At 73.1% G+C, this 25,201-nt stretch carries 17 protein-coding genes, 2 tRNA genes, 1 other RNA gene and 2 pseudogenes; 14 read left to right on the top strand and 8 right to left on the bottom strand.

The window, feature by feature from the left end:
* The 5 genes and pseudogenes from ACWC21_RS06430 to ffs all read right to left on the bottom strand — a co-directional run.
* Positions 1–300: pseudogene (locus ACWC21_RS06430) on the bottom strand (N,N-dimethylformamidase beta subunit family domain-containing protein); the annotation flags it as partial.
* A gap of 293 nt (positions 301–593) precedes the next feature.
* Positions 594–2,360 (bottom strand): hypothetical protein, encoded by a 1,767-nt coding sequence (locus tag ACWC21_RS06425; RefSeq protein WP_450878714.1) that lies wholly within the window; start codon positions 2,358–2,360, stop codon positions 594–596.
* A 275-nt stretch (positions 2,361–2,635) separates the two neighbouring features.
* The gene (gene purD / locus ACWC21_RS06420) at positions 2,636–3,898 is read right to left on the bottom strand and encodes a phosphoribosylamine--glycine ligase (protein ID WP_450878713.1); all 1,263 of its coding nucleotides are present in this window, start codon (positions 3,896–3,898) and stop codon (positions 2,636–2,638) included.
* 87 nt (positions 3,899–3,985) lie between these two features.
* Positions 3,986–6,274, bottom strand: coding sequence for a DNA polymerase III subunit gamma and tau (locus ACWC21_RS06415; protein ID WP_450878711.1), 2,289 nt, complete (start codon positions 6,272–6,274; stop codon positions 3,986–3,988).
* Between the two features lie 72 nt (positions 6,275–6,346).
* Positions 6,347–6,441, bottom strand: an RNA gene (gene ffs, locus ACWC21_RS06410) — signal recognition particle sRNA small type.
* A gap of 73 nt (positions 6,442–6,514) precedes the next feature.
* Here ffs and ACWC21_RS06405 point away from each other — a divergent pair.
* From ACWC21_RS06405 to ACWC21_RS06385, 5 genes are all read left to right on the top strand, one after another.
* Positions 6,515–6,602 (top strand) — tRNA-Ser (locus tag ACWC21_RS06405).
* Positions 6,603–6,928: 326 nt separating this feature from the next.
* Entirely contained in the window at positions 6,929–11,086 is a 4,158-nt protein-coding gene (locus ACWC21_RS06400) for a trypsin-like peptidase domain-containing protein (protein WP_450878709.1), read from the top strand.
* 102 nt (positions 11,087–11,188) lie between these two features.
* On the top strand, positions 11,189–11,410 hold the full coding sequence (locus ACWC21_RS06395; RefSeq protein WP_450878707.1) for a hypothetical protein: 222 nt from the start codon (positions 11,189–11,191) through the stop codon (positions 11,408–11,410).
* Positions 11,411–12,102: 692 nt separating this feature from the next.
* Positions 12,103–14,565 carry a SpoIIE family protein phosphatase gene (locus ACWC21_RS06390; RefSeq protein WP_450878705.1) on the top strand — a complete coding sequence of 821 codons (2,463 nt, stop codon included), beginning with the start codon at positions 12,103–12,105 and terminating at the stop codon, positions 14,563–14,565.
* Between the two features lie 115 nt (positions 14,566–14,680).
* Positions 14,681–17,368 (top strand): SpoIIE family protein phosphatase, encoded by a 2,688-nt coding sequence (locus ACWC21_RS06385; RefSeq protein ID WP_450878827.1) that lies wholly within the window; start codon positions 14,681–14,683, stop codon positions 17,366–17,368.
* A 25-nt stretch (positions 17,369–17,393) separates the two neighbouring features.
* On the opposite strand, the gene ACWC21_RS06380 is transcribed toward ACWC21_RS06385, so the two are convergent.
* Together ACWC21_RS06380 and ACWC21_RS06375 are read right to left on the bottom strand one after the other, a co-directional pair.
* A complete protein-coding gene (locus ACWC21_RS06380; protein ID WP_450878825.1) occupies positions 17,394–19,220 on the bottom strand; it encodes a copper resistance CopC/CopD family protein in 1,827 nt (608 codons plus the stop codon).
* Between the two features lie 149 nt (positions 19,221–19,369).
* Complete coding sequence (locus tag ACWC21_RS06375) at positions 19,370–19,885, bottom strand: cupin domain-containing protein (protein WP_450878703.1); 516 nt, start codon at positions 19,883–19,885, stop codon at positions 19,370–19,372.
* 98 nt (positions 19,886–19,983) lie between these two features.
* Between ACWC21_RS06375 and ACWC21_RS06370 the strand changes: the two are divergent.
* The 3 genes and pseudogenes from ACWC21_RS06370 to ACWC21_RS06360 form a co-directional block, all read left to right on the top strand.
* Positions 19,984–20,610, top strand: a pseudogene (locus ACWC21_RS06370) (HhH-GPD-type base excision DNA repair protein); the annotation flags it as partial.
* A 257-nt stretch (positions 20,611–20,867) separates the two neighbouring features.
* The gene (locus tag ACWC21_RS06365; RefSeq protein WP_003999914.1) at positions 20,868–21,164 is read left to right on the top strand and encodes a type II toxin-antitoxin system VapB family antitoxin; all 297 of its coding nucleotides are present in this window, start codon (positions 20,868–20,870) and stop codon (positions 21,162–21,164) included.
* 124 nt (positions 21,165–21,288) lie between these two features.
* Positions 21,289–21,900, top strand: coding sequence for a LytR C-terminal domain-containing protein (locus ACWC21_RS06360; protein ID WP_450878823.1), 612 nt, complete (start codon positions 21,289–21,291; stop codon positions 21,898–21,900).
* A 4-nt stretch (positions 21,901–21,904) separates the two neighbouring features.
* Here the strand turns inward: ACWC21_RS06360 and upp are convergent, their stop codons facing one another.
* Positions 21,905–22,540 (bottom strand): uracil phosphoribosyltransferase, encoded by a 636-nt coding sequence (gene upp, locus ACWC21_RS06355; protein ID WP_450878701.1) that lies wholly within the window; start codon positions 22,538–22,540, stop codon positions 21,905–21,907.
* Between the two features lie 124 nt (positions 22,541–22,664).
* Here upp and ACWC21_RS06350 point away from each other — a divergent pair, with 124 nt between their 5' ends.
* From ACWC21_RS06350 to ACWC21_RS06325, 6 genes are all read left to right on the top strand, one after another.
* Complete coding sequence (locus tag ACWC21_RS06350) at positions 22,665–22,856, top strand: hypothetical protein (RefSeq protein ID WP_450878821.1); 192 nt, start codon at positions 22,665–22,667, stop codon at positions 22,854–22,856.
* A gap of 301 nt (positions 22,857–23,157) precedes the next feature.
* A complete protein-coding gene (locus ACWC21_RS06345; protein WP_450878819.1) occupies positions 23,158–23,685 on the top strand; it encodes a tRNA adenosine deaminase-associated protein in 528 nt (175 codons plus the stop codon).
* A 41-nt stretch (positions 23,686–23,726) separates the two neighbouring features.
* Positions 23,727–24,158, top strand: coding sequence for a tRNA adenosine(34) deaminase TadA (gene tadA / locus ACWC21_RS06340; protein WP_450878699.1), 432 nt, complete (start codon positions 23,727–23,729; stop codon positions 24,156–24,158).
* A gap of 67 nt (positions 24,159–24,225) precedes the next feature.
* Positions 24,226–24,310, top strand: a tRNA-Ser gene (locus ACWC21_RS06335).
* A gap of 104 nt (positions 24,311–24,414) precedes the next feature.
* Positions 24,415–24,594 carry a hypothetical protein gene (locus ACWC21_RS06330; RefSeq protein WP_388802864.1) on the top strand — a complete coding sequence of 60 codons (180 nt, stop codon included), beginning with the start codon at positions 24,415–24,417 and terminating at the stop codon, positions 24,592–24,594.
* A gap of 207 nt (positions 24,595–24,801) precedes the next feature.
* On the top strand, positions 24,802–25,095 hold the full coding sequence (locus ACWC21_RS06325; protein ID WP_450878697.1) for a Dabb family protein: 294 nt from the start codon (positions 24,802–24,804) through the stop codon (positions 25,093–25,095).
* The last annotated feature ends 106 nt before the right edge of the window (positions 25,096–25,201 follow it).

The following is a 25,201-nucleotide window of genomic DNA, read 5'->3' as shown; positions in this document are numbered from 1 at the left end:
CTCGCCGGGCGCGACCGCGCCGGCGGAGGTGAAGCCCTTGATCTGGCGGTGCACGTCGTCGGCGGAGCGAGGACCGCCGCCGGAGGCCCGGGGGGCCGGGACCCGTGCGGTGCCCCGGCCGGCGCGGGTCGTCGGCGGGTGCTGCCGGGTGGTGTCCACGTACCAGGGGACGACGTGCCCGGTGTCGTCGAAGTACATCTCGCTGCCGCGCAGCCAGGGGACCGGGCCCTGCCCGAAGGGGTCCGTGACGGCGTGCGCGAGTGCTCCCGACTCCCAGCGGCGGATGTGGTCCGAGGCCATGGCCGCTCCCCTCCCTCGTGCCCCCGTGGTCTCGTCTGTGCGACTTGTGGTCTCGTCTGTTCGACCTGGCCCGTGCGTCGTGGTCCGTGCGTCGTGGTCCGTGCGTCGTGGGCCGTGCGAACTGGTGTGCGTGGCTTGCCGATTGGTCTGTGTGTCTGTCGTATGTCGTACGCCCTTGCCATGTGCGCGTTCGGTCCCAGCACAGCACATTCGACACGCGTATGGTCACTATTCGTTGCGAATTGACCTGAACTGGAAGAGCCGATTCCGGTACGTCCGGTCCAGTCGGCTCGTCAGACCAGCCGTACCGGCTTCTCCGGGCGTATCCCCGACTCCACCAGCCAGGCGCGCAGCGGCAGCGGGTCTCCCTCCTCGATCAGGCTGAGCACCCGGGCGGAGAGGTCGGCGGCCCGCTCGCCGTGGACGAGCAACGAGGGTCCGTCGAGCCAGTCCAGCCCCGGGCTCGCCCCCGCCGTGTCGATCGCGGCGCAGCACACCATCGCCGTGACGTGCTCGGCGAGCAGGTCGCGGGCGGTGCGCGGGGGCTGGAGCGGGAACAGGGGCAGCGCACCGTCGTCCCACAGGGCGGTGTCCGGCCCCTGGCCTGCGCCCGCACCGGACGTCGGCGCCGGGTCCGGCCCGGCGGCCTCCTCACGGGCCACCTCGGCGCTGAGCCGGGCGGCGAGCGAGGCGCTGCGTTCGTTCAGCGGCTCGCCGTCCGCGGCCGCGCAGCGCGGGTCGTCGGCCCGCCGGCAGCCCTCCGGATCGGTGACGGGGGGCGGCGGGAACGACAGGTGGTCCAGCACCCGGGACAGCGTCGGGGCGGGGGAGGCGGTGGCGGCGGGGGTGGAGCGGACCCCCAGGGCGTCCAGGACCCGGTGGAGGCGGGCCGCGTCGGTGCGCCAGGTGCGGTCGACCACCTCCTCCGGATAGTCCTGCCAGTCCACCGGCGCCCAGTCCGGGCCCGACTCGGCGGGGCCGCCGTGGAAGAGACGGGCGGCGAGCAGCGAGGCTGCCTCGTCCACCAGGCCGGGCTCCTCGAGCAGGTCGCACGCGGGGCGCTCGCCCAGCCGGGAGGCGAAGCCCTCGGCCAGCCGGTCCCGCCGGGACAGCTCGGTGAGCGCCGCGACGACACCCGCGTCCAGCCGTGAGGGCCAGCGGCCCATCCGCCAGGCGGGCAGCGCCACCCGGGTCAGCAGCCGGTCCCAGCCCGCGTACGCCAGCCCCACCTGCTCCTGGGCGACGATCCGCAGCCCGTAGTCCACAGCCTGTGCACGCTCGGCGGCGGCTGCCGCGACCGCGCGCTCCATCAGGACCGCGTGCTCCCGGCAGCCGCGCAGCAGCAGCCGGGCCACCCAGCCGAGCCCCGCGCACACTCCCCGGGCCGGCGGGCAGCGACCGGGCGCCGACGCCACCGCCACCGCCGCGTCCAGCCCCCGTACGAACCGGCGGGCGGCCGCTATGTCGGGATGCGCCGAGGGTCCCGTACCGGCGACGACCGGGGCGAGGACCGCCCGCAGTTCACCGACCCGCATCCACCACAGGAACGGAGAGCCGATCACGAGGACGGGAGCCACCGCCGTACGCCGGTGGTGGCGCCGTCCCGGTCCGGCTATCTCGTCGCCGGACTCGGGCGGGGGCGGGCCGTGGGCCGGATGGGTGCGGTCCTCCAGCCAGCTGTCGCAGTCCGGCGTGATCGCTATCGCGGACGGCGCGGGCACGTCGAGGCGGTCGGCGAGGTCGCGGACCATGCGGTACAGGTCCGGCGCGGACTGCTCGGGAATGGACACCGTGGGGCTCACCGCGGGCCGGGCGCGGACGACCACCGTGGCCATGCCCGCGGCGACGAGCAGCACCACCAGGGCCAGCGCGCCCACGACCCAGCGGGTGACGTCCCAGCCATGGCCCACCAGATGGCCGCTGGAGCCTCCCGCCAGCAGGATCACGGCGGCCGCCGCGGGCAGCACGGCGACGGCGAGCCCCCGGCCGCGCACCCGCAGCACGGCGAGGGCCCGGGACCGCGCGGCCTGCGCGCCTGCCTCCATACCCAAACCGGTCACGACCGGACCTCACCCCCTCCGTGCTGTCCTGGCGTTGTCCTGGCGTTGCTCACTCCCCCACTGTGGCACCCCCCGGTGACATCGCAATGCCGGTGGGCCAAGTGCCGGAACACTTGCGCCGCACCCTAGTTGGGGCCTGGGCCCCCGTCAGCCGGATAGGGCATCGGTCACTCGATGGAATGGCTTTGGTCAGAGGTGGATGACGCACAGCAATGACCTGGCCCCGGATTCGCATCCGGGGCCAGGTCATCGTGAAGGGCTCTTGACCGGCGGCTTTACGCCCCGGCCGCCTCCGCCGCGGCGTTCGCCGCGATGTCCGAACGGTGCTGGGAGCCGTCGAGGCGAATACGGGCCACGGCGGTGTAGGCCCGGCCCCGCGCCTCGGCCAGGTCCTTGCCCGCGGCCGTCACCGACAGCACGCGTCCGCCCGCGCTGAGGACGGCGTCCCCGTCGCGCCTGGTGCCGGCGTGCAGGACGTAGGCGTGCGGGGCATCCAGGGCCGTCACCTCGTCGAGGCCGGTGATCGGGTCGCCGGTGCGCGGGGTGCCGGGGTAGTTGTGCGAGGCGACGACCACGGTGACCGCCGCCTCCTCGCTCCAGCGCAGGGGAGCCAGGTCGGAAAGGGTGCCGTTCGCGGCGGCGAGCAGCACGCCGGCCAGCGGGGTCTTCAGACGGGCCAGGACGACCTGTGTCTCGGGGTCGCCGAATCGGGCGTTGAACTCGATGACCCGCACGCCCCGGCCGGTGATCGCGAGACCGGCGTAGAGAAGGCCGGAAAACGGCGTACCCCGGCGGCGCATCTCGTCGACGGTCGGCTGGAGGACGGTCTCCAGCACCTCGTCCACCAGCTTCGGGTCGGCCCAGGGCAGCGGCGAGTACGCACCCATGCCGCCGGTGTTCGGGCCCTCGTCGCCGTCCAGCGCCCGCTTGAAGTCCTGGGCGGGCTGGAGCGGGACGACGGTCTCGCCGTCGGTGATCGCGAAGAGCGAGACCTCCGGGCCGTCGAGGAACTCCTCGATGACCACCTGTTCGCAGCCGGCGGCGTGGGCCTTGGCGGCCTCCAGGTCGGAGGTGACCACGACCCCCTTGCCGGCGGCCAGCCCGTCGTCCTTGACGACGTACGGGGCACCGAAGGCGTCGAGCGCCTCGGCGATCTCGTCGGCGGTCGTGCACACGTACGAGCGGGCGGTCGGCACACCGGCCGCCGCCATCACTTCCTTGGCGAACGCCTTGGACCCCTCGAGCTGCGCGGCCTCCCGCGAGGGGCCGAAGACCGGGATGCCCGCCTCGCGGACGGCATCGGCGACACCGGCGACCAGCGGGGCCTCCGGGCCGATCACCACGAGACCGGCGCCCAGCTCGGTGGCCAGCGCGGACACCGCGGCGCCGTCGAGCGGGTCGACCCGGTGCAGCTCGGCGACCTCGGCGATGCCGGCGTTGCCTGGGGCGCAGTGCAGCGCGGTGACGTCGGGGTCGAGGGACAGGGAGCGGCACAGGGCGTGTTCGCGGGCGCCGCTGCCGATGACGAGGACCTTCACGGGGGTCAGCCTAGCTGGCGTTCCCCATGAGAGCCGGGGGGTGGGGAGGTTGTACGTTCCTACGAACCCCCGGCCGAACCCCCGGGGTCACTCGTTGGAGAACTCCTCCACCACCGTGGCCCCCAGCTCCCGCACGATGAGCTCGTGTCCGGACAGGGCGGACTCGTCGAGGTCGGGGTCGTCGTCCTCGGGGATGTCGTCCTCCGGGGAGACGGGGGACGGCTCGGATGCGGGCGTCGGCCGGGGGGCGGGCGCCGGAGAGGCCGCCGGGGCCGAGGGCCGGCCCTGCGGGGCGGCCTGGCTCGGCTGCGGGGCGGGCGGGCGCTGCGGGTTCGCGGCGCCGGAGCCGCCGTAGCCGCCGCCTCCGCCGTACCCGGAGGGGCCGGAGGAACCGAAGCCCCCGGGTCCGCCCGCGGGCGAGGGTGCGGAACCGCCGGCTCCGCCGGAGGGGTCGACGAGGGCCTCGATCTTCCACTGCACGTTGAACTGCTCGGCCAGCGCCTGCCGCAGCACGTCCTCGCTGCCGCTGCTCGCGAAGTTGTCGCGGGCACCGGCGTTGACGAAGCCGAGCTGCAGGGTGGTGCCGTCGAAGCCCACGACCTGGGCGTTCTGGCTGAGCAGGATCCAGGTGAAACGGCGGCGGTTCTTGACGGCCTCCAGGATGTTCGGCCAGAGCATGCGCGGGTCGAGGCCGTCGGCGGGGGCGGAGGCCGAGGACGCGGGGGCGGCCTGAGCGGGCGCCGGGGCCCGGGCGGGGGTGGGCGCCGGGGCGGGGGTGGGTGCCGGCGCACCTGCCGCCGCCGGCTGTCCGCCGCCCGCCGGGGTGGCCGTGGGCCAGCCGCCGGGCCGTCGGCCGCCGCCCGCCGGAGCCGCGGTGGGCCAGGCGCCGGGCGCCGGAGGGCCGGCCGGTGCGGGCGGCGGGGTGTGCTCGCCGGGCGGGGGTCCCGCCGGAGCCTGCTGGGACGACGGCGCGGGCGTGGGCGGCGGCGCGAGTGCGGGCGAGGGGGACGGTGAGGGCGCGGGCGACGACGGGGGCGAAGCCGGGGGCGCGGACGAGGGGGCCCCGGCGGCACCGGAGCCTGCCTGCCCCCGCACGGCCGCCCGGGCCGCCGCGGCACCGCCACCCGGCGGCACCTGCGTCCCGCCGCCGCCCGCGTGGGCGTCGGGCGCGGGCACGTACCCCGCGGCAGGCGCACCGGCGGGCGCGGCGGAGAAGTTCACCCCGCGCTCCAGCCGGTCCAGCCGGGCCATGACGGAGCGTTCGTCGCCGTACGCGGCGGGCAGCAGCACGCGCGCGCAGATCAGCTCGAGCTGCAGGCGGGGCGAGTTGGCGCCGCGCATCTCGGTCAGCCCCTCGTTGACGAGGTCGGCGGCACGGCTGAGCTCGGCGGCGCCGAACGTGCCGGCCTGGGCCTGCATGCGCTCGAGGACGTCGGCGGGGGCGTCGATGAGTCCCTTGTCGAGGGCGTCCGGAACGGCGGCGAGGATCACCAGGTCCCGCAGCCGCTCCAGCAGGTCGGCGACGAACCGCCGGGGATCGTTGCCCCCCTCGATGACCCGGTCGACGACCTCGAAGGCGGCGGCCCCGTCCCCGGTGGCGAAGGCCTCGACGACGGAGTCGAGCAGGGACCCGTCGGTGTACCCGAGCAGCGAGGTGGCCATGGCGTACGTCACGCCGTCCTCGCCCGCGCCGGCGAGCAGCTGGTCCATGACGGACATGGAGTCACGCACGGATCCCGCGCCGGCCCGTACGACGAGCGGCAGCACACCCTCCTCGACGGGGATGTCCTCCCTCCGGCACACGTCCGCGAGGTAGTCCCGGAGGGTCCCCGGCGGCACGAGCCGGAACGGGTAGTGATGGGTCCGCGACCGGATCGTCCCGATGACCTTCTCGGGCTCGGTGGTGGCGAAGATGAACTTCAGGTGCTCCGGAGGCTCCTCGACGACCTTCAGCAGCGCGTTGAACCCGGCCGACGTGACCATGTGGGCCTCGTCGATGATGTAGATCTTGTACCGGCTGCTCGCGGGCCCGAAGAAGGCCTTCTCCCGCAGCTCACGAGCGTCGTCGACACCACCGTGCGAAGCGGCGTCGATCTCGATGACGTCGATGGAACCCGGCCCGTTGCGCGCCAGGTCCTGACAGGACTGGCACTCCCCGCACGGCGTCGGCGTCGGCCCCTTCTCGCAGTTCAGGCACCGGGCCAGGATCCGGGCGCTGGTCGTCTTGCCACACCCGCGCGGCCCGCTGAACAGGTACGCGTGATTGACCCGGTTGTTCCGCAGCGCCTGCTGCAGCGGGTCCGTGACATGCTCCTGCCCGATGACCTCGGCAAAGGACTCCGGGCGGTAGCGGCGGTACAGAGCGAGAGACGACACGCTTACGAGGTTATAGGCGTCCACTGACAACGGTCCCCGCCCGAGCGATCCGCGGCCCACCCCCACCACAACGCAGACGCCCCCCACGCACCCGCCAGAGCCAACCTACCCTTGCTGCCTTCCGGCCCTGGGGGAGTTCAGTCAGATAGCGCCGCGTGAGGGGCTGCGCACAGAGTACCCGATCCCGGCCTGCGCGAACGAGTTCGCGAGCACTCCCCTCGGTCATGTAATGTTTCCGGCGGAGGATTCGCCTAGAGGCCTAGGGCGCACGCTTGGAAAGCGTGTTGGGGGCAACCCCTCACGAGTTCGAATCTCGTATCCTCCGCCAGTGCCTCACCGGGCACGATGTCGAAGGGCCCCACCGTTCGCGGTGGGGCCCTTCGACGTTGTCCGTCTCGGTCGACGGGGAGAAGAGCGGCCGAGCCCCACAAGGTGCGCGGGAGCGCGGTACGAGGGACCGGACCGCACAGTGGTTCGGGCCCTTCGGTTTCTGCAGCCGGGGAGCAGTAGGCTTTTCGCCCACGCGAGCGAGGGGGGCGGGGTGGCGACGCGGATTTCGTCGTATGCGCTGGGCTACGGGGCAGTGGTTGCCCTCACCTGGGATGTGGTCACCAAGGGCCCGCGGTCTGCGACGGCTGTCATCGCCCCCACCCGATGAGCACGGCTTCGCGGGGGGCCAGACCGGAGCGCGATACGTGGGTGGCGGCGCTCTACGGCACGGAACAGGACATGCGGCCGCTCGGCTCCGGTGTCCTGATCGACCAGCGGCGCGTGCTCACCTGCGCGCACGTGGTGCAGACGGTCTGGAACAGGACCGGGGCCCTCTGGGTCGCTCTCCCCAAGGCGGAGGAGGTCGTCGACCGTCGCGTCCAGGTCGCCGCCGTCACCCTGCCGTCCGGCGGTGCCCATGAGGTCAGGGACGTGGCGGTGCTGCACTTGGCCGAGGAGTTGCCCGCAGGCCTGGCGGCGAGGCTGCGGCGAGCGGCTCCCGGTGATCTGGTCGATACGCGGTGGTGGTCGTTCGGCTTCCCCGACGGAGTGCTCGGCAACTCCGCGAGCGGGGTGGTGGGAGAGGCGCTCGGTCACGGCTGGATGCGACTCGACGCGCACGAGTCCCGCTATCCGGTCAAGGGCGGCTTCAGCGGAGCGGCGGTGTGGTCGTCGGCGTACCAGGCGGTCGTCGGTGTGGTGGGACAGGCGCACAGCGGCACGGGGGACGCACTGGCCCTCAGCGTGCGGGAGATCTCCCGGCTGCTGCCGGACGAAGGGCTGCGCGAACTGACGGAATGGTCACTCGAAGCCGTTGACGAGACGTCCCTGACCTCGTGGGGGTGGTCCCTGGACAGCGATCCGGAGGCCGGGAGGCACTGGCGACCGCGGGCTCGGGGCGTGAGCACCGACGCGGAACAGGGCTTCCGTTTCCGGGGCCGGACCGCCGCGCTGCGCGAGATCAGCGAATGGATCACCGCTGCCCAGCCCCAGCGCCGGGTACTGGTGATCACGGGCGCGCCGGGCTCGGGGAAGTCCGCGGTGCTGGGCCGGATCATCACGACCGCGGATCCGGAGGTCGCCGCGTCGTTGCCGCCCGGTGACACCGCCGTGCGCGCCCCGCTGGGATCCGTCGCCTGCGCGGTGCACGCCAAGGGCAAGACGGCCCTGGAGGTGGCGCAGGAGATCGCTCGCGCCGCTTCCGCGCCTTTGCCCGTCCAGGTCGTCGATCTGCCGCGGTCCCTGCGCGACACGCTGCGGGACCGGTCCGACCGTCACTTCACGCTGGTCATCGACGCCCTCGACGAAGCGGCTTCGCCCGTCGACGCACGGGCCATCATCAGCCACATCGTGGTGCCGCTGGCGGAGACCTGCGCGGCCGTGGGAGCACGCCTGGTGGTCGGGGCCCGGCGCCGGGACGACGCCGGCGACCTGCTGGGCAGACTCGGGCAGTCGGCACTGGTCCTCGATCTCGACGCGCCGGAGCTCTCCGACCGCTCGGACCTGATCGCGTACGCACTGGCCACCCTGCAGCTGCAGGGCGACGAGCGCTCCGGAAACCCGTACGCGGACACCGCGCCGGCCCTCCCGGTCGCCGAACGCATCGCAGAGCTCGCCGACGGCAACTTCCTGGTGGCCGGGCTGGTCGCCCGGGCCCACGGAATGCACGATCCGCGGGCCGTCGATCCGGACACCGTGTCGTTCCCGGTGACGGTGGAGACCTCACTGCGCGAGTATCTGCGGCATCTGCCCGATGTCGGCGGGCTGCCCGCCGAGAGGCTGCTCGTTCCGCTGGCTCACGCCGAGAGTCCCGGCCTCCCCGCGGCTCTGTGGCGTACGGCTCTCACCGCCCTGTTCGGTACAGCCCCTTCGGAGGGTGAGCTGCTGGCGTTCGCGCGTTCCTCCGCGGCGAACTTCCTCATCGAGACCAGCGGTGGCGAACCGTCCGACATCACCTTCCGCCTCTTCCACCAGGCCCTGAACGACACGTTGCGCGCCGCCCGTGCCGATCTCGCGCTTCTCGCCTCCGACGAACGGGCCGTCACACTCGCCTTCGTCGAGGAAGGGGTGAGGCACGGATGGGCGCAGGCGCACCCCTACCTCCTGCGCTCCCTGCCCACGCACGCGGCACGGGGAGGCGTCATCGACCGGCTGCTGCGGGAGGACCACTACCTGCTCCACGCCGACCTGCGCCGGCTCATCCCGCAGGCGCGTTCCGCGACCACGGAGGAAGGGCGACGGCGTGCGGAGTTGCTGCGCCGGACCCCGCGTGCCATCGCCGCCGCGGCACCCGAGCGGGCGGCCATGTTCAGCGTGACCGAGGTTCAGGAAGGCCTCGGAACGGCATTCCGGCACGGTGATGCCGCGGCGCCGTACCAGGCCCTTTGGTCCACCGTGCCGCCGTCGTTGGAGGTCGCCGTCTTCGAGGGGCACACCACACAGGTGGAGGCCCTCTGTTTTCTCCGCACCGCGGAGCGCGGCCTGCTCGCCAGCGCCGATGAGGACTGCATTCGGCTCTGGGACGTGGCGACGGGCGAAGCCGTCCGCACGCTGGCCGGGTATGCCGGCTGGGTCGGGGCGCTGTGCGGGCTGGTCGTGGACGGTCGCACGCTGCTGGCCGGGGCCGGAAGCGACGCCACGGTGCGCCTGTGGGACCCGGAGACCGGTGGCGTGGTCCGTGAGCTGGCAGGGCATGACGGACCGGTCGAGCGCTTGTGCACCGTCGACATCGAGGGCCGCACCTGTCTGGTCAGCGCCGGACGGGACCGCCGGTTGACGGTCTGGGACCCAGGGACCGGCGAGGCCCTGCGGACCTTGCGCACCCGGACCCGTCGCATCGGCGGCGCGTGCGCCTTCGAGTGGGACGGGCGCCCGCTGCTGGCCGTCGGCGTCGGGCGCTCGGAAGGCTACGACCAACTGCGCCTCTGGGACCCCGCGACCGGTGACACCGTCCGGACGTTCTCCGCGCGCAGCCGCAGCCTCGTCAGTCGCCACCTGATCGCCGTGCCCGGCCCGGACGGACCGCTGCTGGCCACGGACCACGGAGAAGACGTCCTGCTCCTCGACCCGCGCGACGGAAAGCCCGTACGAGTGCTCGCCGGTGCGGAAGGCGAGATGTTGTTCACCCTTTCCACGGTGCGGAGCCCGCACGGTCCACTCGTGGCAGCCGGCTACGGCCAGGACGAGGACGGCAGCATCGTGGTCTGGGACCCGGTCACGGGTGTGCGAACCCACTACCTGGAAGGGCACGACGGCTGGGTCGGCGATGTGTGCGAGGTGGTGTCGGAAGGCGAGTGGCTTCTGGCCAGCACCGGCCAGGACCGCACCGTGCGGCTCTGGGACCTCGACCGGCGGTCGGTTCCGGAGCCCGACGACAGCGTGGGCCGATGGGTCGGTTCACTGTGCGCGTTCAGTGTCGGCGGCCGGACGGTCGTCGCCGACAACGGGCTGAGCGGCACCGTGCGGATCCACGACGTGGCGACAGGCGAACTCGTCGAACGGATGGACACCCCGCATGCCCGGGTCTGGGACCTCTGCACTCTGCGGGTGGACGACCGCACCTGTCTGGCCATCGCCTGCGGCACCCACGAGGAGGGCGTGGTCCAGGTCTGGGATCCCGTGTCACGTGCCGTGCTGCGGACCTGGACCGGGGGCGGGGCCACCAGGATGTCCCCGGTCGACCTGGGCGGCCGGGAATGCCTCGTGGTGTCCTGCTGGGAGGAGAAGAGCGACCGGCTCCTCGTGTGGGACCCGTCGTCCGGAGGGACGTTCCGGTGCGGCGACACCGGTGGGAGACGACGCACGGACGACCTCTGCGGTCTGCGTGTCGGCGGTCGCACCGCGCTCGCGGTGCTCCGCGGTGACTGGATGGACCATTCGAGCACGGTCACCGTGTGGGACCTCGCCGCGTCGGAAGTGATCGCTTCCTGGGAGATCCCGGACGCCGACATGGGACGCCTGTGCCCGCTGGTGACCGACAGCGGCACCCTCCTGGCGGTCAAGCGGCAGGCGAGCGACAGCGAGGACGACAGCTGGGGGAACGGTTCCGTGTGGGTCCTCGACCCCGCCACGGGGCGCAGGGTGCTCGCGCGCGAACTCCACAACGGATGGGTCAACACGGTCGGCCACGTGGAGTTCGGTGCTCGCAGGCTGCTGGCGAGCGCCGGCCAGACGGCACGGTGCGTGGGACTGTGGACGGCCGACGGCCTGCGGCCGGTGATGAGCATCCCCGTGCGTCGCGAGGTCTTCTCCGTCGCCGAGGCCGACGGTCATCTCGTCGTCGGCCTCGATCGGGGCCTCATGGCGATCAGACTCACCGCTTGATCAAGCACCTGGAGGACGGAGCGCGGCGGTCGATTTACTTTGCCGTCCGGATCTGTGCCGACGGCCACAGCGAACGGGACGCCCGTAGGCTCATACTGAACCATGACAAAGCCCGCTGGACCGAAGCGTCATCTGCCCACCAGCCCCTTCAAGGCCCCGGTCGTACCGGCTCCCAAGCACTTCGCCATGGGCGACCAGGTCACCCATGACGTGTACGGCCTCGGCCGCGTGGTCGGCGTCGAGGAGGGAATCGCGGCGCTCGTGGACTTCGGCTCGACGCAGATGCGGATCCTGAGCCCGTACGCCAAGATGACCAAGCTGTAGACGCTGTGTCCGGTCACGGCACACCAGGCCCCTTCGGGGACCTGTACCGAAAGAGGAACCTCTCATCGATCTGACCTCACTGTTCTCCGCCCCGGACGGGCAACCCCGCCGCTCCGCCGCGGCATCGCCGCCTCCGGCGACGAACCCCTTCCAGGCCCCTGACTTCGGGGAGGACGAGACCTTGCCGCTCGAGGGCGCACAGGAAGCCGCCCCGGGCACGCGTGCGGCGCGGCCCCAGGGCACTTAGGGCCTGTCCTGGCTGCTCCTGAGGAGTACGGCCGTCCCGGCACCTCGGCAGCACCCCTCGGCCACCCGGCACGAACGCGTCGCGCCCCGGAGAGGTCTCCGGGGCGCTGTTCCGCGGCAGCCGCTCGCTTATGCCGCGGCGATGCCCTCCCTGCCTGATGCGGCGAAGGGGGCAGTCCACAGTGCGCCACCACCACATGATCGGCGGGCGTGGGACCAGGGTGGCCCAGAGGGGGGACCGGCAGGTGGATTTGGTTCACCCTTCAAGGTCTCGTAAGAACTCCATGACCACCGGAAGAACTCCATGACCACCGGACGAGCCGCACGGGACGCCCGCCGGGCCCGCGGTCTCCTGCCCGACGTCCGCCGGCGAGCGGTGGGGCAGTGCGCCGGATTGGGTACCCGGGTGTCCGCACAACGGCAGGAGCATCCCATCCGGAGGCACAGTGGAGGTCCGCGCAGCCGAGGACCCGGCGGTCGTCGTCGACGCCGGCGGGGCGGTTCTGGCGTGGAGCGCCGCGGCCGAGCGGCTGCTCGGATACGAGGCCGCCGAGATCGTGGGCCGGCCCGCCGGGGAGCTGCTCGCCGACGAGCTGCCCGGTCCGGCGCGGCGCCATGTGGCCGACGGGCAGCCGTGGGCCGGTGACGTGGCGCTGCGCCGCCGGGACGGAGACCGTGTCGTGGTGCGGCTGCGGGGGACGCCGCTGGTCGACGCGGGCCATGGCCGGCCCTGGCTCGTGACCGGTACCGCCCCGGCGGACCCCGCCGCACCGCCGGAGCCGGAGGGCGCGGAGCTGTGGGACCTGACGTTGTCGCAGCTCCCCGTGCCGGTGGCCGTCTATGACCGGGAGGCCCGGCTGGTGGCCGCCAACGAGGTCATGACCCGGCTGATGGGCAGGTCCATGGCGGACATGCGGGGCCTGACGCTGTGGGAGATCGAGCCCAGACCGCCGTTCGACGAGTACGACCGCCTCCAGCGAGAGGTCCTGCGCACCGGGAGGACGGTCTTCCACGAGGGGCGCGGCCAGTCCCCCGGTGACACCCGGGAGCGTGCCTGGTCGATGTTCCTCTCGCCGTTGAAGGACGAGACCGGCGCTGTCCGAGGGCTGTCCGCGGCGGTCTTCGACACCACGGAGCAGTACTGGGCCCGCCGCCGTCTGGCGGTCCTCAACGACGCGAGCCTGCGCATCGGCAGCACCCTGGACGTGACCCGGACCGCCGAGGAACTGGCCGACGTGGCCGTGGCCGGCTTCGCGGACTTCGTCACCGTGGACCTGCTGGAGTCCGTCGCGCTGGGCGACGAGCCGGAACCGGTGCTGCCGGGCGAGCCGGTCACCGTGCGCCGCACCGCGCAGCGGTCGGTCCTGAAGGGCTGCCCGGAGTCGGTGGTGCCCACGGGCGGGGCGTTCCTCTACCCGGTCGGGACGCCGCCGGCGCAGACGCTGGCCGGCGGCCGGGGCACCCGCCGGCGCATGGAGGATCCGGGGATGCGGGAGTGGATCAGCTCCTCCCGGGCACGCGCCGAGACCGTGTCCAAGCACATGATCCACTCGGTGATGCTGGTGCCGCTCAGAGCCCGGGGGGTGACCCTCGGCCTGGTGCACTTCCTGCGGCACCGCACGCCGGATTCCTTCAGCGCGGACGACCTGCTGCTCGCGGAGGAGATCGTCGCGAGAGCCGCCGTGAGCGTGGACAACGCCCGCCGCTACACCCGTGAACGCCGCACCGCGCTGGCGCTGCAGCGCAGCCTGCTGCCCGAGCGGCCTCCGGGTCTGGCGGCGATGGAGGTGGCCTACCGCTATCTGCCGGCCGGGGCCGGCGCGGACGTCGGCGGGGACTGGTTCGACGTGATCCCGCTGTCCGGCGCCCGGGTCGCCCTGGTGGTGGGCGACGTGGTGGGTCACGGCATCCACGCGTCGGCCACGATGGGCCGCCTGCGGACGGCCGTACGGACCCTCGCGGACGTCGACCTCGCCCCGGACGAGCTGCTCACCCAGCTGGACGACCTCGTCATCCGGCTCGACCGCGAGGAGGGCCCCGAGGTACGCGGACGGACCGAGGACGCCTCGGGCGAGGTCGGCGCCACCTGCGTGTACGCCGTGTACGACCCGGTGTCCCGGCGCTGCACCATGGCCCGCGCCGGTCATCCGCCGCCCGCCCTGGTCACCCCCCAGGGCGGCGTACGGTTCCTGGACCTCCCCGCCGGGCCGCCGCTCGGCCTCGGCGGCCTGCCCTTCGAATCCGTCGAACTCGAACTGGAGGAGGGCAGCCTGCTCGCCCTCTACACGGACGGCCTGGTCGAGGCCGCCGACCGTGACATCGAGGTCGGGCTCGCCCTGCTCCGTCAGGCGCTCGGCGGTCCGGACGGTCCGCTGGAGGAGACCTGCGACCAGGTGCTGCGCACCGTGCTGGCCGACCGCTCCGCCGACGACATCGTGCTGATGCTGGCCCGGACGTCCGCGCTCGACAACGCGAAGGTGCGCACCTGGCAGCTGCCGCAGGATCCGGCGGCCGTGGCCGGGGCCCGCAAGGTGGCGGGCGCGCAACTGGCCGCCTGGGGGCTGACGGACACGGCGTTCGCGACCGAACTGATCGTGAGCGAGCTGGTGACGAACGCGGTCCGGTACGGCGAACCCCCGATCGTGCTGCGCCTCATCCGCGACGCGGCGCTCATCTGCGAGGTGTCCGACGGCAGCAGTACCGCGCCGCATCTGCGCCGGGCCCGTGTCTTCGACGAGGGCGGGCGGGGACTGCTGCTCGTCGCCCAGATCTCCGAACGCTGGGGCAGCCGCCAGACCGCGACCGGCAAGACCATCTGGGCCGAACAGCCACTGCCCGCCGATTCGTCCCCCGATTCGTCCCCCGGCTCGTCCGGCCCGCCCGGTACGGCTCGCTCCCCGGTGTTATGAAGGGTGCATGAGGGTGTTTTCCGGGCGATCCCGGAACCCGACGGCGCGGGTGGACGCCGGACGCTCGGGTGAGCGCCGCGTTTCCCTGCTGAACCCGCGCAGTACGGCCGGGCAGATGTTCCTGCTGCAGGTCGTGATCGTGGTGCTGCTGGTGCTGGCCGCGGTGGTGGCCGTGGTGCTGCAGGCGGCACGGGACGCGGTGCAGCAGGGGCGGCGGGAGTCGGTCGTCGCCGCCGAGTCGTTCGCCAACGCGCCCGGGACGGCGCGGGCGCTGCGCGGCCCGGATCCGTCCGCGGTGCTGCAGCCGCGGGCCGAGCAGGCGCGGAAGCGGGCGGGCGTGGACTTCGTGGTCGTCACGGACACCCGGGGCATCCGGTACACGTACCCCTATCCGTCGGAGATCGGGAAGAAGTTCGTCGGTGACATCGGCTCCGCGCTGCGGGGCCGTACCGTCGTGGAGCAGGCCGGGGGGCCGCCGCTGCCGGCCGGCAAGGGGACGGCCGTGCAGGCGGTGGTGCCGCTCACCGACGCGCGGGGCACGGTCGTCGGCGCGGTCTCCGCCGGGATCACGGTCAGGAACGTGGCCCGGCTGTGGATACCCCAGGTGCCGATCGCCTTCGGCACCGGCGCGGTCGCGCTGCTGCTGGCGGGCATGGGGACGACGCTCGCGTCCCGGCGGCTGCTGCGGCAGACGCGCGGGCTGACCCCCGCGGAGCTCGCGGGGATGTACGAGCACCATGACGCGGTGCTGCACGCGGTACGGGAAGGCGTGCTGATCAGCGACGCCGAAGGGCGTCTGGTGCTGGCCAACGACGAGGCGGCGCGGCTGCTCGGGCTCGGGGCGGACGCAAAGGGACGCCGGGTGGACGAGCTGGGACTGCCGGAGCGGCTCACGCGCCTGTCGGCGTCGCCGGAGTCGGTCACCGACCAGGTGTGTCTCGTGGGGGACCGGTTGCTGGCGGTGAACAAGCGGCCCACGTTCCCGCGGGGCGGCCGCGGCGGCAGCGTGCTGACCCTGCGGGACACCACGGAGCTGGCGGCGGTGTCCGGGCGGGCCGAGGTCGCGCGGGAACGGCTGCGGCTGCTGTACGAGGCGGGGACGGAGATCGGGACCACGCTGGACGTGGAGCGTACGGCCAGGGAGCTGGCCGAGGTGGCGGTGCCGAGGTTCGCCGACCTCGTCACGGTGGACCTGCTGGACGCGGTGCTGCGCGGATGGGAGCCGACGGCGGAGGGCTGGCGGCATCTGCGGCGGGTGGCGATCGGCGGCGATCAGCGGCTGGTGCCGGTGTATCCGCTGGGCGAGGTGATCACCTTCTCGACCGCGACCCCGCAGATGCGGACCCTGCAGAAGGGCCGGGGCGTGCTGGAGACGGACCTGCGGGAGGCGCGCGGCTGGCAGGAGCAGGACCCGGACCGCGCCCGGAAGGCGCTCCAGGGGGGCTTGCGTTCCCTGCTGACCGTGCCGCTGCGGGCGAGGGGCGTGCCGTTGGGCGTGGCGAACTTCTACCGGACCGAGGACTCCCCGGTGTTCGGGCCGGACGACCTGTCCTTCGCGGAGGAGCTGGCCACCCGGGCGGCGGTGGCCATCGACAACGCCCGCAGGTTCGCCCGGGAGCACGCGATGGCGGTGACGCTGCAACGCAGCCTGCTGCCCCGCGGGCAGCCGGAGCAGGAGGCGCTGGACGTGGCCTGGCGGTATCTGCCCGCCGAGGCGGGGGTGGGCGGGGACTGGTTCGACGTCATTCCGCTGCCGGGTGCGCGGGTGGCCCTGGTGATGGGCGACGTCGTCGGGCGCGGGCTGCGCGCGGCGGCGACGATGGGCCGGCTGCGTACGGCGGTGCACAACTTCGCCGCGCTGGACCTGCCGGTGGACGAGGTCCTCGGGAACCTGGACGAGCTGGTCGTCCGCATGGACGACGAGGAGGGCGACGGCGCGGACGGCCACGAGGGCGAGGGGGTGTCGGGGGCGACCTGCCTGTACGCCGTCTACGACCCGGTGGCGGGGGTGTGCACGGTGGCCCGGGCGGGTCACCCCGACCCGGTGGTGGTGCGCCCGGACGGCACGGTCGACTGCCCCGGGGTGCCGGCGTCGGCGCCGCTCGGCCTGTGCGGCCACCCCTTCGAGACCGCCGAGCTGCGGCTGCCGGAGGGCTCCCAGCTGGTGCTGTACACCAACGGGCTGGTGGAGGACCGTACCCGGGACATCGACGTCGGACTGGAGAGGCTGCGCGTGACGCTGGGCGGGGCCGGTGGGCGCGCTCCGGAGGAGACCTGCCGGGCGGTGATCGACGCGCTGAAGCCGGCGCACCGCGACGACGACATCGCGCTGCTGGCGGCACGCACCCGGCTGTTCCCGCCCTCGCGTGTGGCCGAGTGGGACGTGCCGCCGGACCCGGCGGTGGTGCACTCGGTGCGGGCGCGCTGCAGCCGGCAGCTGCGGGAGTGGGGGCTGGAGGAGGTCGCGTTCACCGCGGAGCTGATCCTCAGTGAGCTGGTCACGAACGCGATCCGGTACGGCTCCGCGCCCATCGGGGTGCGGCTGCTGTGCGGCCGGTCCCTGATCTGCGAGGTGTCGGACGGCAGCAGCACCTCGCCGCGCCTGCGGCGGGCGGCGGCCACGGACGAGGGCGGGCGGGGGCTGTTCCTCGTGGCCCGGCTGGCGCAGCGGTGGGGGACGCGGTACACCGCGCGCGGCAAGGTCATCTGGACGGAGCAGACCGTCCACGACGGCGCGTCCGCCGCCCTGGCCCACACACCGGCCGACGTTCTCCTCGAACAGTTCGGCGATCCCGGCATGTGAGCCGGCGTCCCCTTCCGTGGGTCGGCTACCGCGTGATCCGTACGGTCCTGGACGCGCTCACCTGGTCCACCTCCGACACCCGCACTGTGGCCTTCATCGTCCAGGTGCCCGGGATGGGGAGGTTGAGGGAGTCGCTGCCCCAGTAGCCGCCCCGGTTGGTGACCTTGGCGTCGATCGGGCCGATCTTCTGGGCGGGGAGGGTGAAGGAGAGACGCAGTTCGGGGACGGTGGAGAGGCCGCCGTCGGGGCCGTAGACCACGGCCTCGACGGAGCGCCGGCCCACCCGCCCGGAGTCCAGGGTGACCTGGACGTTGCCGCGGGCGCCGGGCTTGCCGAGGTCGAAGGGGATCATCGTGACGGACGCGGTCGGCAGGCCGCTCGTCGCCGCCGTACCGTCCGCCGCCGCCTCGGCCTCCGCCCGGGCGGGCAGGGTGCCCGTGAGGACCGTGGTGACCCCCAGCACGACGACGGCGACGGCCACTTCGGCCAGGGCCGAGCGGCGCAGGGCCCGGTGGACGCCGAGCGGCGAGGGCGAGGACGCCTGGGGGGATTTCCGGTCCGGCTCCTGGACGGGCTCCGGGGTGGACTCCCGGCCCGATTCCTGTGTCTCCGCCTCGGGCGGCGCGGACGGTCCTCCGACCGGCTCCGGCACCCGTTCCCGCACGTTCTCGCTCACCTCGACCGCCGCCAGCCGTGCCGTCCACTGCCGGGAGAAGTTCGCCATCAGCAACAGCACCAGCACCGCGGCGAGTTTGACGACCAGGAGGCGGCCGTACGTGGTGTCGCCGAGCGCCCGCAAGGAGCCGAGGCCCCGCCAGGACTGGTAGACCCCGGTGACGGCCAGGACGGTCACCGAGGCGAAGGCGAGGCGGGAGAAGCGGGTCACCGTGGCGGGCGGCACGGTGACCGACCCGGGCCCGGCCGCCCCGCGCAGGGTGGTGAGCAGTGCGGTCAGCCCGCCGAGCCACGCCGCCATCGCCAGCAGGTGCAGGACCGACGAGGTGATGGCCACCGGTACCTGGATGCCCGCCGAGGCGTGTTCGGCGGCCGCCCAGGTCAGGGCGAGCCCGACGGCGAGCACGGCGCCGGCCGCGAGGACGGGCCGGCCGGGCGGGGTGGTCCTGCGGCGCAGGAGCAGCAGGAGGGCGCCGGTGACGAGCAGCAGGGCGAGGCGGGTCAGCAGGAGCAGGCCCGGGCGGCCGGTCGCGGTGCGGGTCAGCGCGGACAGGTCGAAGGCGGCCGCCGGTGCGGCGCCCTCCTCGTACGGGGCGCGCAGCACGAAGAGCACGACGGTGGCCGCGACCAGCGCCCACCAGCCGCCTGCGACCGCCTTGCGCAGCGGGGTGAGGTCGGGCGGGCGGCAGACCGCGGCGAACGTCAGGGTGCCGATCAGCAGCGCCGCCGCCAGGTACGCCACGTAGCGCCCGATGTTCCAGAGGCTGCCGGTGGCGGGGTCCTCCGTCTGGCCCGTGTCCAGCGGCGCGGTCGTCGCGGAGCGCTTGCCGATGGAGAAGGTGAAGGCGCCGGAGACCGGGTGGCTGTCGGCCGAGACCACCCGCCAGGCGACGGTGAAGGTGCCCTTGCCGAGCCCCCGGGGCAGCGTGATCCGGGCGGCGTCGGACCGGCCCGGGACGTGCTGGGCCGCGCCCGTGGAGACCCGGTGGTTGGACGGGTCGTACACCCGGAAGGAGTCGTCGAGCAGGCTCACGGACTCGGTGAAGGTCAGGGTGACCTGTCGGGGCGCGGACTTGAGGACGGAGCCGTCGGCGGGGTCGGTGCTGCGGACCGCGGCGTGCGCCGAGGCGGGGCCGGCTCCGCCGAAGAGGAGGACCAGCATGGTGCCGAGCAGCACCAGTCCTCGAAGTCGCCTTCCGTCCTGCCTGCCACCGCCGCGTGCGTCTGGCACTCGTACTTCGCCCACGTCACCGCTCCGTCTCCGGACTCGCGTACCTCCCGGTATGTACGCGGCGGAGGGCGGCCGTGCTCACCGCCCCGCGGAGTTCATGGACGGCAGAGTTCCGCGATCCGGGCGGCCTCGGCGGGATGACGCGCCGCCAGGTCCGCGGCGGCGCCGTGTTCGTAGCCCTCGAAAGTGAACCCGGGGGCCATCGTGCAGCCGAAGAAGGTCCAGGCGCCGCCCGCCGCCACCCGCGCGCCCATCCAGGTGCCCGCGGGCACGGTGAGCTGCGGCTGCTGTCCGGCGAGGACGTCCGGACCCAGCACGGGGTGGGCGGACGTCCCGTCGGGGGCGAGGAGCAGCAGGTGGAGCGGGTCACCGAGGTAGAAGTGCCAGATCTCGTCGGTGGGCAGGCGGTGCAGGGCCGAGTAGTCGTCCGCGGTGAGCAGGGCGACGATCGCCGTGCCCTCCGGGCGGCCGTCGGCTCTCCCGGGACCCGCCCAGGTCTGCCGGAACAGCCCGCCCTCGCGGGGGATCGGCTCCAGACCGTAGTGGGCGACCAGGAACTCGGCCGTGACCGGGCCGTCGGGCCTCTCGGGCCCGTCGTGCGTCACCGTCATCCCGGCAGGCTACCCCCCGGGGCGGGCGGGCCGGATGCGAGACCGTACGCGACGGGCGGAGAAGCGCGTGGGCCCGGCCCGGGGGATGATCGGGGTCATTGGACGTCACCCTGCACCTCGCCCAGGACCCCGAGGCCGACGAGCTCCTCGGGCGGTCCCCGCTCGCCGCGCTGATCGGCATGCTGTTGGACCAGCAGGTCCCGATGGAGTGGGCGTTCAAGGGACCCTCGACCATCGCCCGGCGGATGGGCGCCGAGGACCTGGACGCGCACGACATCGCGGCCCGGGACCCGGAGTCCTTCGCCGCCCTGCTGTCGGAGAAGCCGGCCGTGCACCGCTACCCCGGGTCCATGGCCGTGGGGGTCCCCCCGCTCGAGCGAAGCCGAGAGTGGGGGAGGATCCAGCAGCTGTGCCAGTACCTCGTCGAGCACTACGACGGCGACGCCGAGCTCGTCTGGAAGGGCGTCGGCGACGGACGGGAACTGCTCCGGCGGCTCCAGGACCTGCCCGGGTTCGGCAGACAGAAGGCCCAGATCTTCCTCGCCCTGCTCGGCAAACAGCTCGGCGTGCGGCCCACGGGCTGGCGCGAGGCCGCCGGCGCCTACGGCGAGCCGAAGTCCTTCCGCTCCGTCGCCGACATCACCGGCCCGGTGTCACTGGCCAAGGTGCGCGCGCACAAACAGGAGATGAAGGCGGCGAAGGCCGCCGGCAAGCAGCCGGGACGGCGGGCCCCCGACACCCCCCACCACCCGTCACCCGGCCCCTCGGCCATGCCCCGCGGCCCCCGTCCGCTGCCGGCCACCGCCCCGGAGGCCCCGGCAGGCCCTCGCCGACCGGCGGCCTCGGACGTCCCGTCCACAGCCTGTGCACAACGATTCGCGGCCCGCCCACGACGGGTATGACCCGTATACGGTGTCTTTTCCAATGCCGCGCTGTGTCGCCTGGGCTGCGCCCGGAACGTCAGGACCGGTAGGCTTTCCGTGTGATCTTCAAGCGCATCGGAAACGGCCGGCCGTACCCCGACCACGGCCGGGAAAGCACCCGGCAGTGGGCGGACGTCGCGCCGCGCCCGGTCCGCCTCGATCAGCTCGTGACGACCAAGGGCCAGCTCGACCTGGAGACCCTCCTCGCCGAGGACTCGACCTTCTACGGCGATCTCTTCGCACACGTCGTGAAGTGGCAGGGCGACCTGTACCTGGAGGACGGCCTGCACCGCGCGGTCCGCGCGGCGCTCCAGCAGCGTCAGGTCCTGCACGCGCGCGTGCTCGAGCTCGACTGAATCAGCCGGCGTACCGCGAATTGCCCCTTTCGGGTTCTGGTGACCGGCGCCGAATGATCATCTAGTAGGAATCGTCGCCCGGGCGCACTACGCTGCGCTCATGAGCATGCTGACTCCCCCCGGCATGGGCGGCCAGTACCGGATCACGGGGGGCAAGTACCCGCGGATGCGTCCTCCCCGCAGACGCGGCAGGCTCGCCTTCATGGCCGTGGCCGGCGTCGCCGCACTGGGAGTCGCCGGCTGGGGCACGATGCAGCTCATCGACGTGTTCACCGGCGGCGGGAGGTCCGAGACGGTCGGCTCCAAGAAGGACTGCACGACCAAGGCGAGCCCCGCCGCGCGCCCCAAGGCGCTGCCCGCGCCCGGGAAGATCACCGTCAACGTCTACAACGCCACGGACCGCACCGGCCTCGCCAAGGCCACCGCGGACCAGCTGAAGAAGCGCGGGTTCCGCATCGGTGACGTGGGCAACGCGACCAAGCAGTACGACAAGAAGGTGAAGGGCACCGGAGTGCTCCTCGGCCCCGCGTCGGCCCTGAACACCTCGCTGCCCGTCGTCGCCGCGCAGCTCACCGGCACCGAGCAGCACGCCGACGCCGCCCGCAAGGGCGACGCCGTCGACCTGATCATCGGCGACGGGTTCAAGAACCTCAGCAAGCAGGCGGACGCCGACAAGGCCGTCGCCGAGCTGTCCGCGCCCGCGCCGGCGTCCACCGTGAAGAAGAAGGACTGCTGACGGCCTACTCGGCCGCCCCGTACAGCCGGTCGCCCGCGTCACCGAGGCCCGGGACGATGTAGCCGTGCTCGTTGAGGCGCTCGTCGACGGCCGCCGTGACGACGGTCACCGGGGTCCCCGCCAGCTCGCGCTCCATCACCTCGACGCCCTCCGGCGCGGCGAGCAGCACCACGGCCGTCACGTCGTCGGCGCCGCGCCTGATCAGCTCCTGGATCGCCGCGACCAGCGTGCCGCCGGTGGCCAGCATCGGGTCCAGGACGTACACCTGGCGGCCGGAGAGGTCCTCCGGCATCCGGGTGGCGTAGGTGGACGCCTGGAGCGTCTCCTCGTTGCGGATCATGCCCAGGAAGCCGACCTCGGCGGTCGGCAGCAGCCGCATCATGCCGTCCAGCATGCCGAGACCGGCCCGCAGGATGGGCACGACGAGCGGGCGCGGACGGGCCAGTTTGACGCCGGTGGTCACGGCGACCGGGGTCTCGATGTCGACCGCTTCGGTGCGCACGTCCCGCGTGGCCTCGTAGGCGAGCAGGGTGACCAGTTCGTCGGCCAGCCGGCGGAAGGTCGGGGAGTCGGTGCGCCGGTCGCGCAGGGTGGTGAGCTTGTGGGCGACCAGGGGGTGGTCGACGACGTGGAGACGCATGCCCATAACAGTAACCGCGCCGCCCCACCGCTCGCTCTGGCATCAAACCACCCGTCCGGGGGAAAGTGGAGGGACGGACTGGGGTGGTGTGACTGTGCCTGACCTGCCAGAGAACCGATCCGACATACCCGAGGACGCCTCCGTGGACGACACGCACACGGCGCGGCCGGAGACGGACGCCGAGCGCCGGCGCCGCCGGGCGCGGTTCCTGCGCGAGCTCGCCGAGGCCCGGGAGCTGCGCGACCGGGTCCAGCCCCGCCGGGCGAAGGTGGCCAGACTCCGCCACGCCATGCGCATGCGAACGTTCCGCTGGTAGGAAGATCCGCCTTTCCCGGGGTGTTCCCGGTAATGCCGTGCGTGGACCGCGGGAAAAGCCGCGTACGATCCGCAGGTGGCGGCAACGAGTGCGCTGGTGACTCCGTCATGGACGCGCGGGTGCCCGTATGCGTCCATGCGATCAAAACTGCCGGACACAGGGAGCGGAAGACGTCCCCTGAACGCCTTGTTTCTGCCACGATTCCGAGTGGGTGGGGCTCGGAGCCAGAGCTCTCTCCGCCCAAGAACCTCCGCCGGGGGGACCCCCAACCGGCACGCCTATGACCAGTGGGAGAGTCACGGTGTACTTCGCCGCACTGCTCGCGCGCACCGAAGACGGGTGGGAAGCGAGCGACACAGAGCTCGACGATGTGGAAACCCTGGCGGATCTGGCCGACCTGGCCAGGGAAGCCAACCCCGACGACGACACGGTGCTCGTGCTGATCGAGCAGGAGGACGCCTGGTTCGGCGTCGTCCGCGTGGACGGCGAGGACGACCCTCGTATCTACGTCTCGGATGCCGCCGCCGCCGCACGCAGTGCGTACGGCGAACTGCTGCTCACCGACGAGCTGCTCGGCCGGGAGCCCGGCTCCGACGGCCCCGACCTGGACGCGCTGGACCTCGACGGCACCGAGGACGGCGAGTCCGACGACGATGACGAGGACGGCTCCTCCGCCGACTCGGTGCCGCACAGCCCGGTGGGCGACAGCGAGATCCTCGACGACCTGGGCATCGGCGAGAAGGAGCTGCGCGCCCTGGACGCGGACGACGCGCTCGGGACCATCGCCGAGGCCCTGGGCGCCTCGGAGGTGCTGGAGACCGTCCGCTGACCGCCCCGCACGACCCGGTTCGCGACCGCTGGCGGGCCGCCATGCGGCTCGCCCTGGACGAGGCTCGGACGGCCGTCCGGGGCGGGGACGTTCCCGTCGGCGCCGTCGTGCTGTCCAGGGACGGTACGACGGTGCTCGCGGCCGGGCACAACGAGCGCGAGGCCACCGGCGACCCGACGGCCCACGCCGAGGTGCTCGCGCTGCGGCGGGCCGCGGCGAGACTCGGGGAATGGCGGCTGGCCGGCTGCACGCTCGTGGTCACGCTGGAGCCCTGCACCATGTGCGCGGGCGCGCTGGTGCAGGCCCGCGTGGAGCGGGTGGTGTACGGCGCCCGCGACGAGAAGGCGGGCGCGGCCGGTTCGCTCTGGGACCTGGTCCGCGACCGGCGGCTCAACCACCGCCCCGAGGTCGTCGAGGGCGTACTGGCCGAGGACTGCGCCCGGCTCCTCACCGACTTCTTCCGCGAGCGCTGAAGCCCGGCGGTTCGGGGCCCCGGAAAGGATTTCGGAGCACGGCCCACCTTGCTGTAAGGTCTCCCTCGGTAGCGTGTCCGAGCGGCCGAAGGAGCTCGCCTCGAAAGCGAGTGTGGCGCAAGTCACCGAGGGTTCAAATCCCTCCGCTACCGCTGTGAAAGGGCCCCGTCCGCTGGACGGGGCCCTTTGTGCGATTATCAACAGCGCTCGGCGCGGTCAGCAGCGCACGGCACAGTCAGCGACAGGGGAGGCCGCGGTGGCGGTGAACGCCAAGAAGATCACCGTGTACGTGCTCGTGGTCTTCGCTCTGTACGTGATCATCACAGACCCGGCGAAGGCCGCCGACTACGTCCAGATAGGCTTCCAGGGCATATCGGACGCCGCGAAGGCCATCGGGGACTTCATGACCTGGGTCGCCGACGGAGCGAAGAACTAGCCGGCTGGGGCCTGTTCGGCGGATCATGCCGCAGACGCGGGGCTTGGCACGCCCTCCGCCGCCTTGCGGCCGGACGCTCCCCCACGCTCGAACCGAGCTCACGCGGGGGCGCCCCCATTCGCCCCGTTCACCAGCGCCGATGAGGCATCACCCGTTTCCTGTGACCTGATCCGCCGGACAGGCCCTAGCCGGAAAGAGCCGAAACCCATGATCCGCCACCTGGTCCTGTTCAAGCTCGACGAGGGCGTCGGCCGCGACGATCCGCGGGTCGCCGCGGGCGAGGCGGCCTTCCGCGCCCTGGACGGCAGGATCCCCGAGATCCGCCACTGGGAGCTGGGCTGGAACACCAGCGACCGGCCCATCGCCTACGACTTCGCCATCAACTCCGCCTTCGATGACGCGGAGGCGCTGCGCCGCTACGTGGAGCACCCGGAGCACCAGGCCGGCGTCGGCCTGTGGCGGGAGTTCGCCACTTGGGTGATCGCCGACTACGAGTTCTGAGCCCGCGACCTCCGTCTCTTCAGCCCTCCGCCGCAACGGCGGGGGGCTGCGCTGCTTCTCGCCGCACTCCTTCTTGCGGGTGGTTTTTGCCCCAAGTTGTCCTCAA

The sequence above is a fragment of the Streptomyces sp. NPDC001348 genome (genome assembly GCF_053597535.1).
The sequence above is the reverse complement of the archived record's forward strand: the minus strand, read 5'-3'. Positions and strand labels throughout refer to the sequence as shown.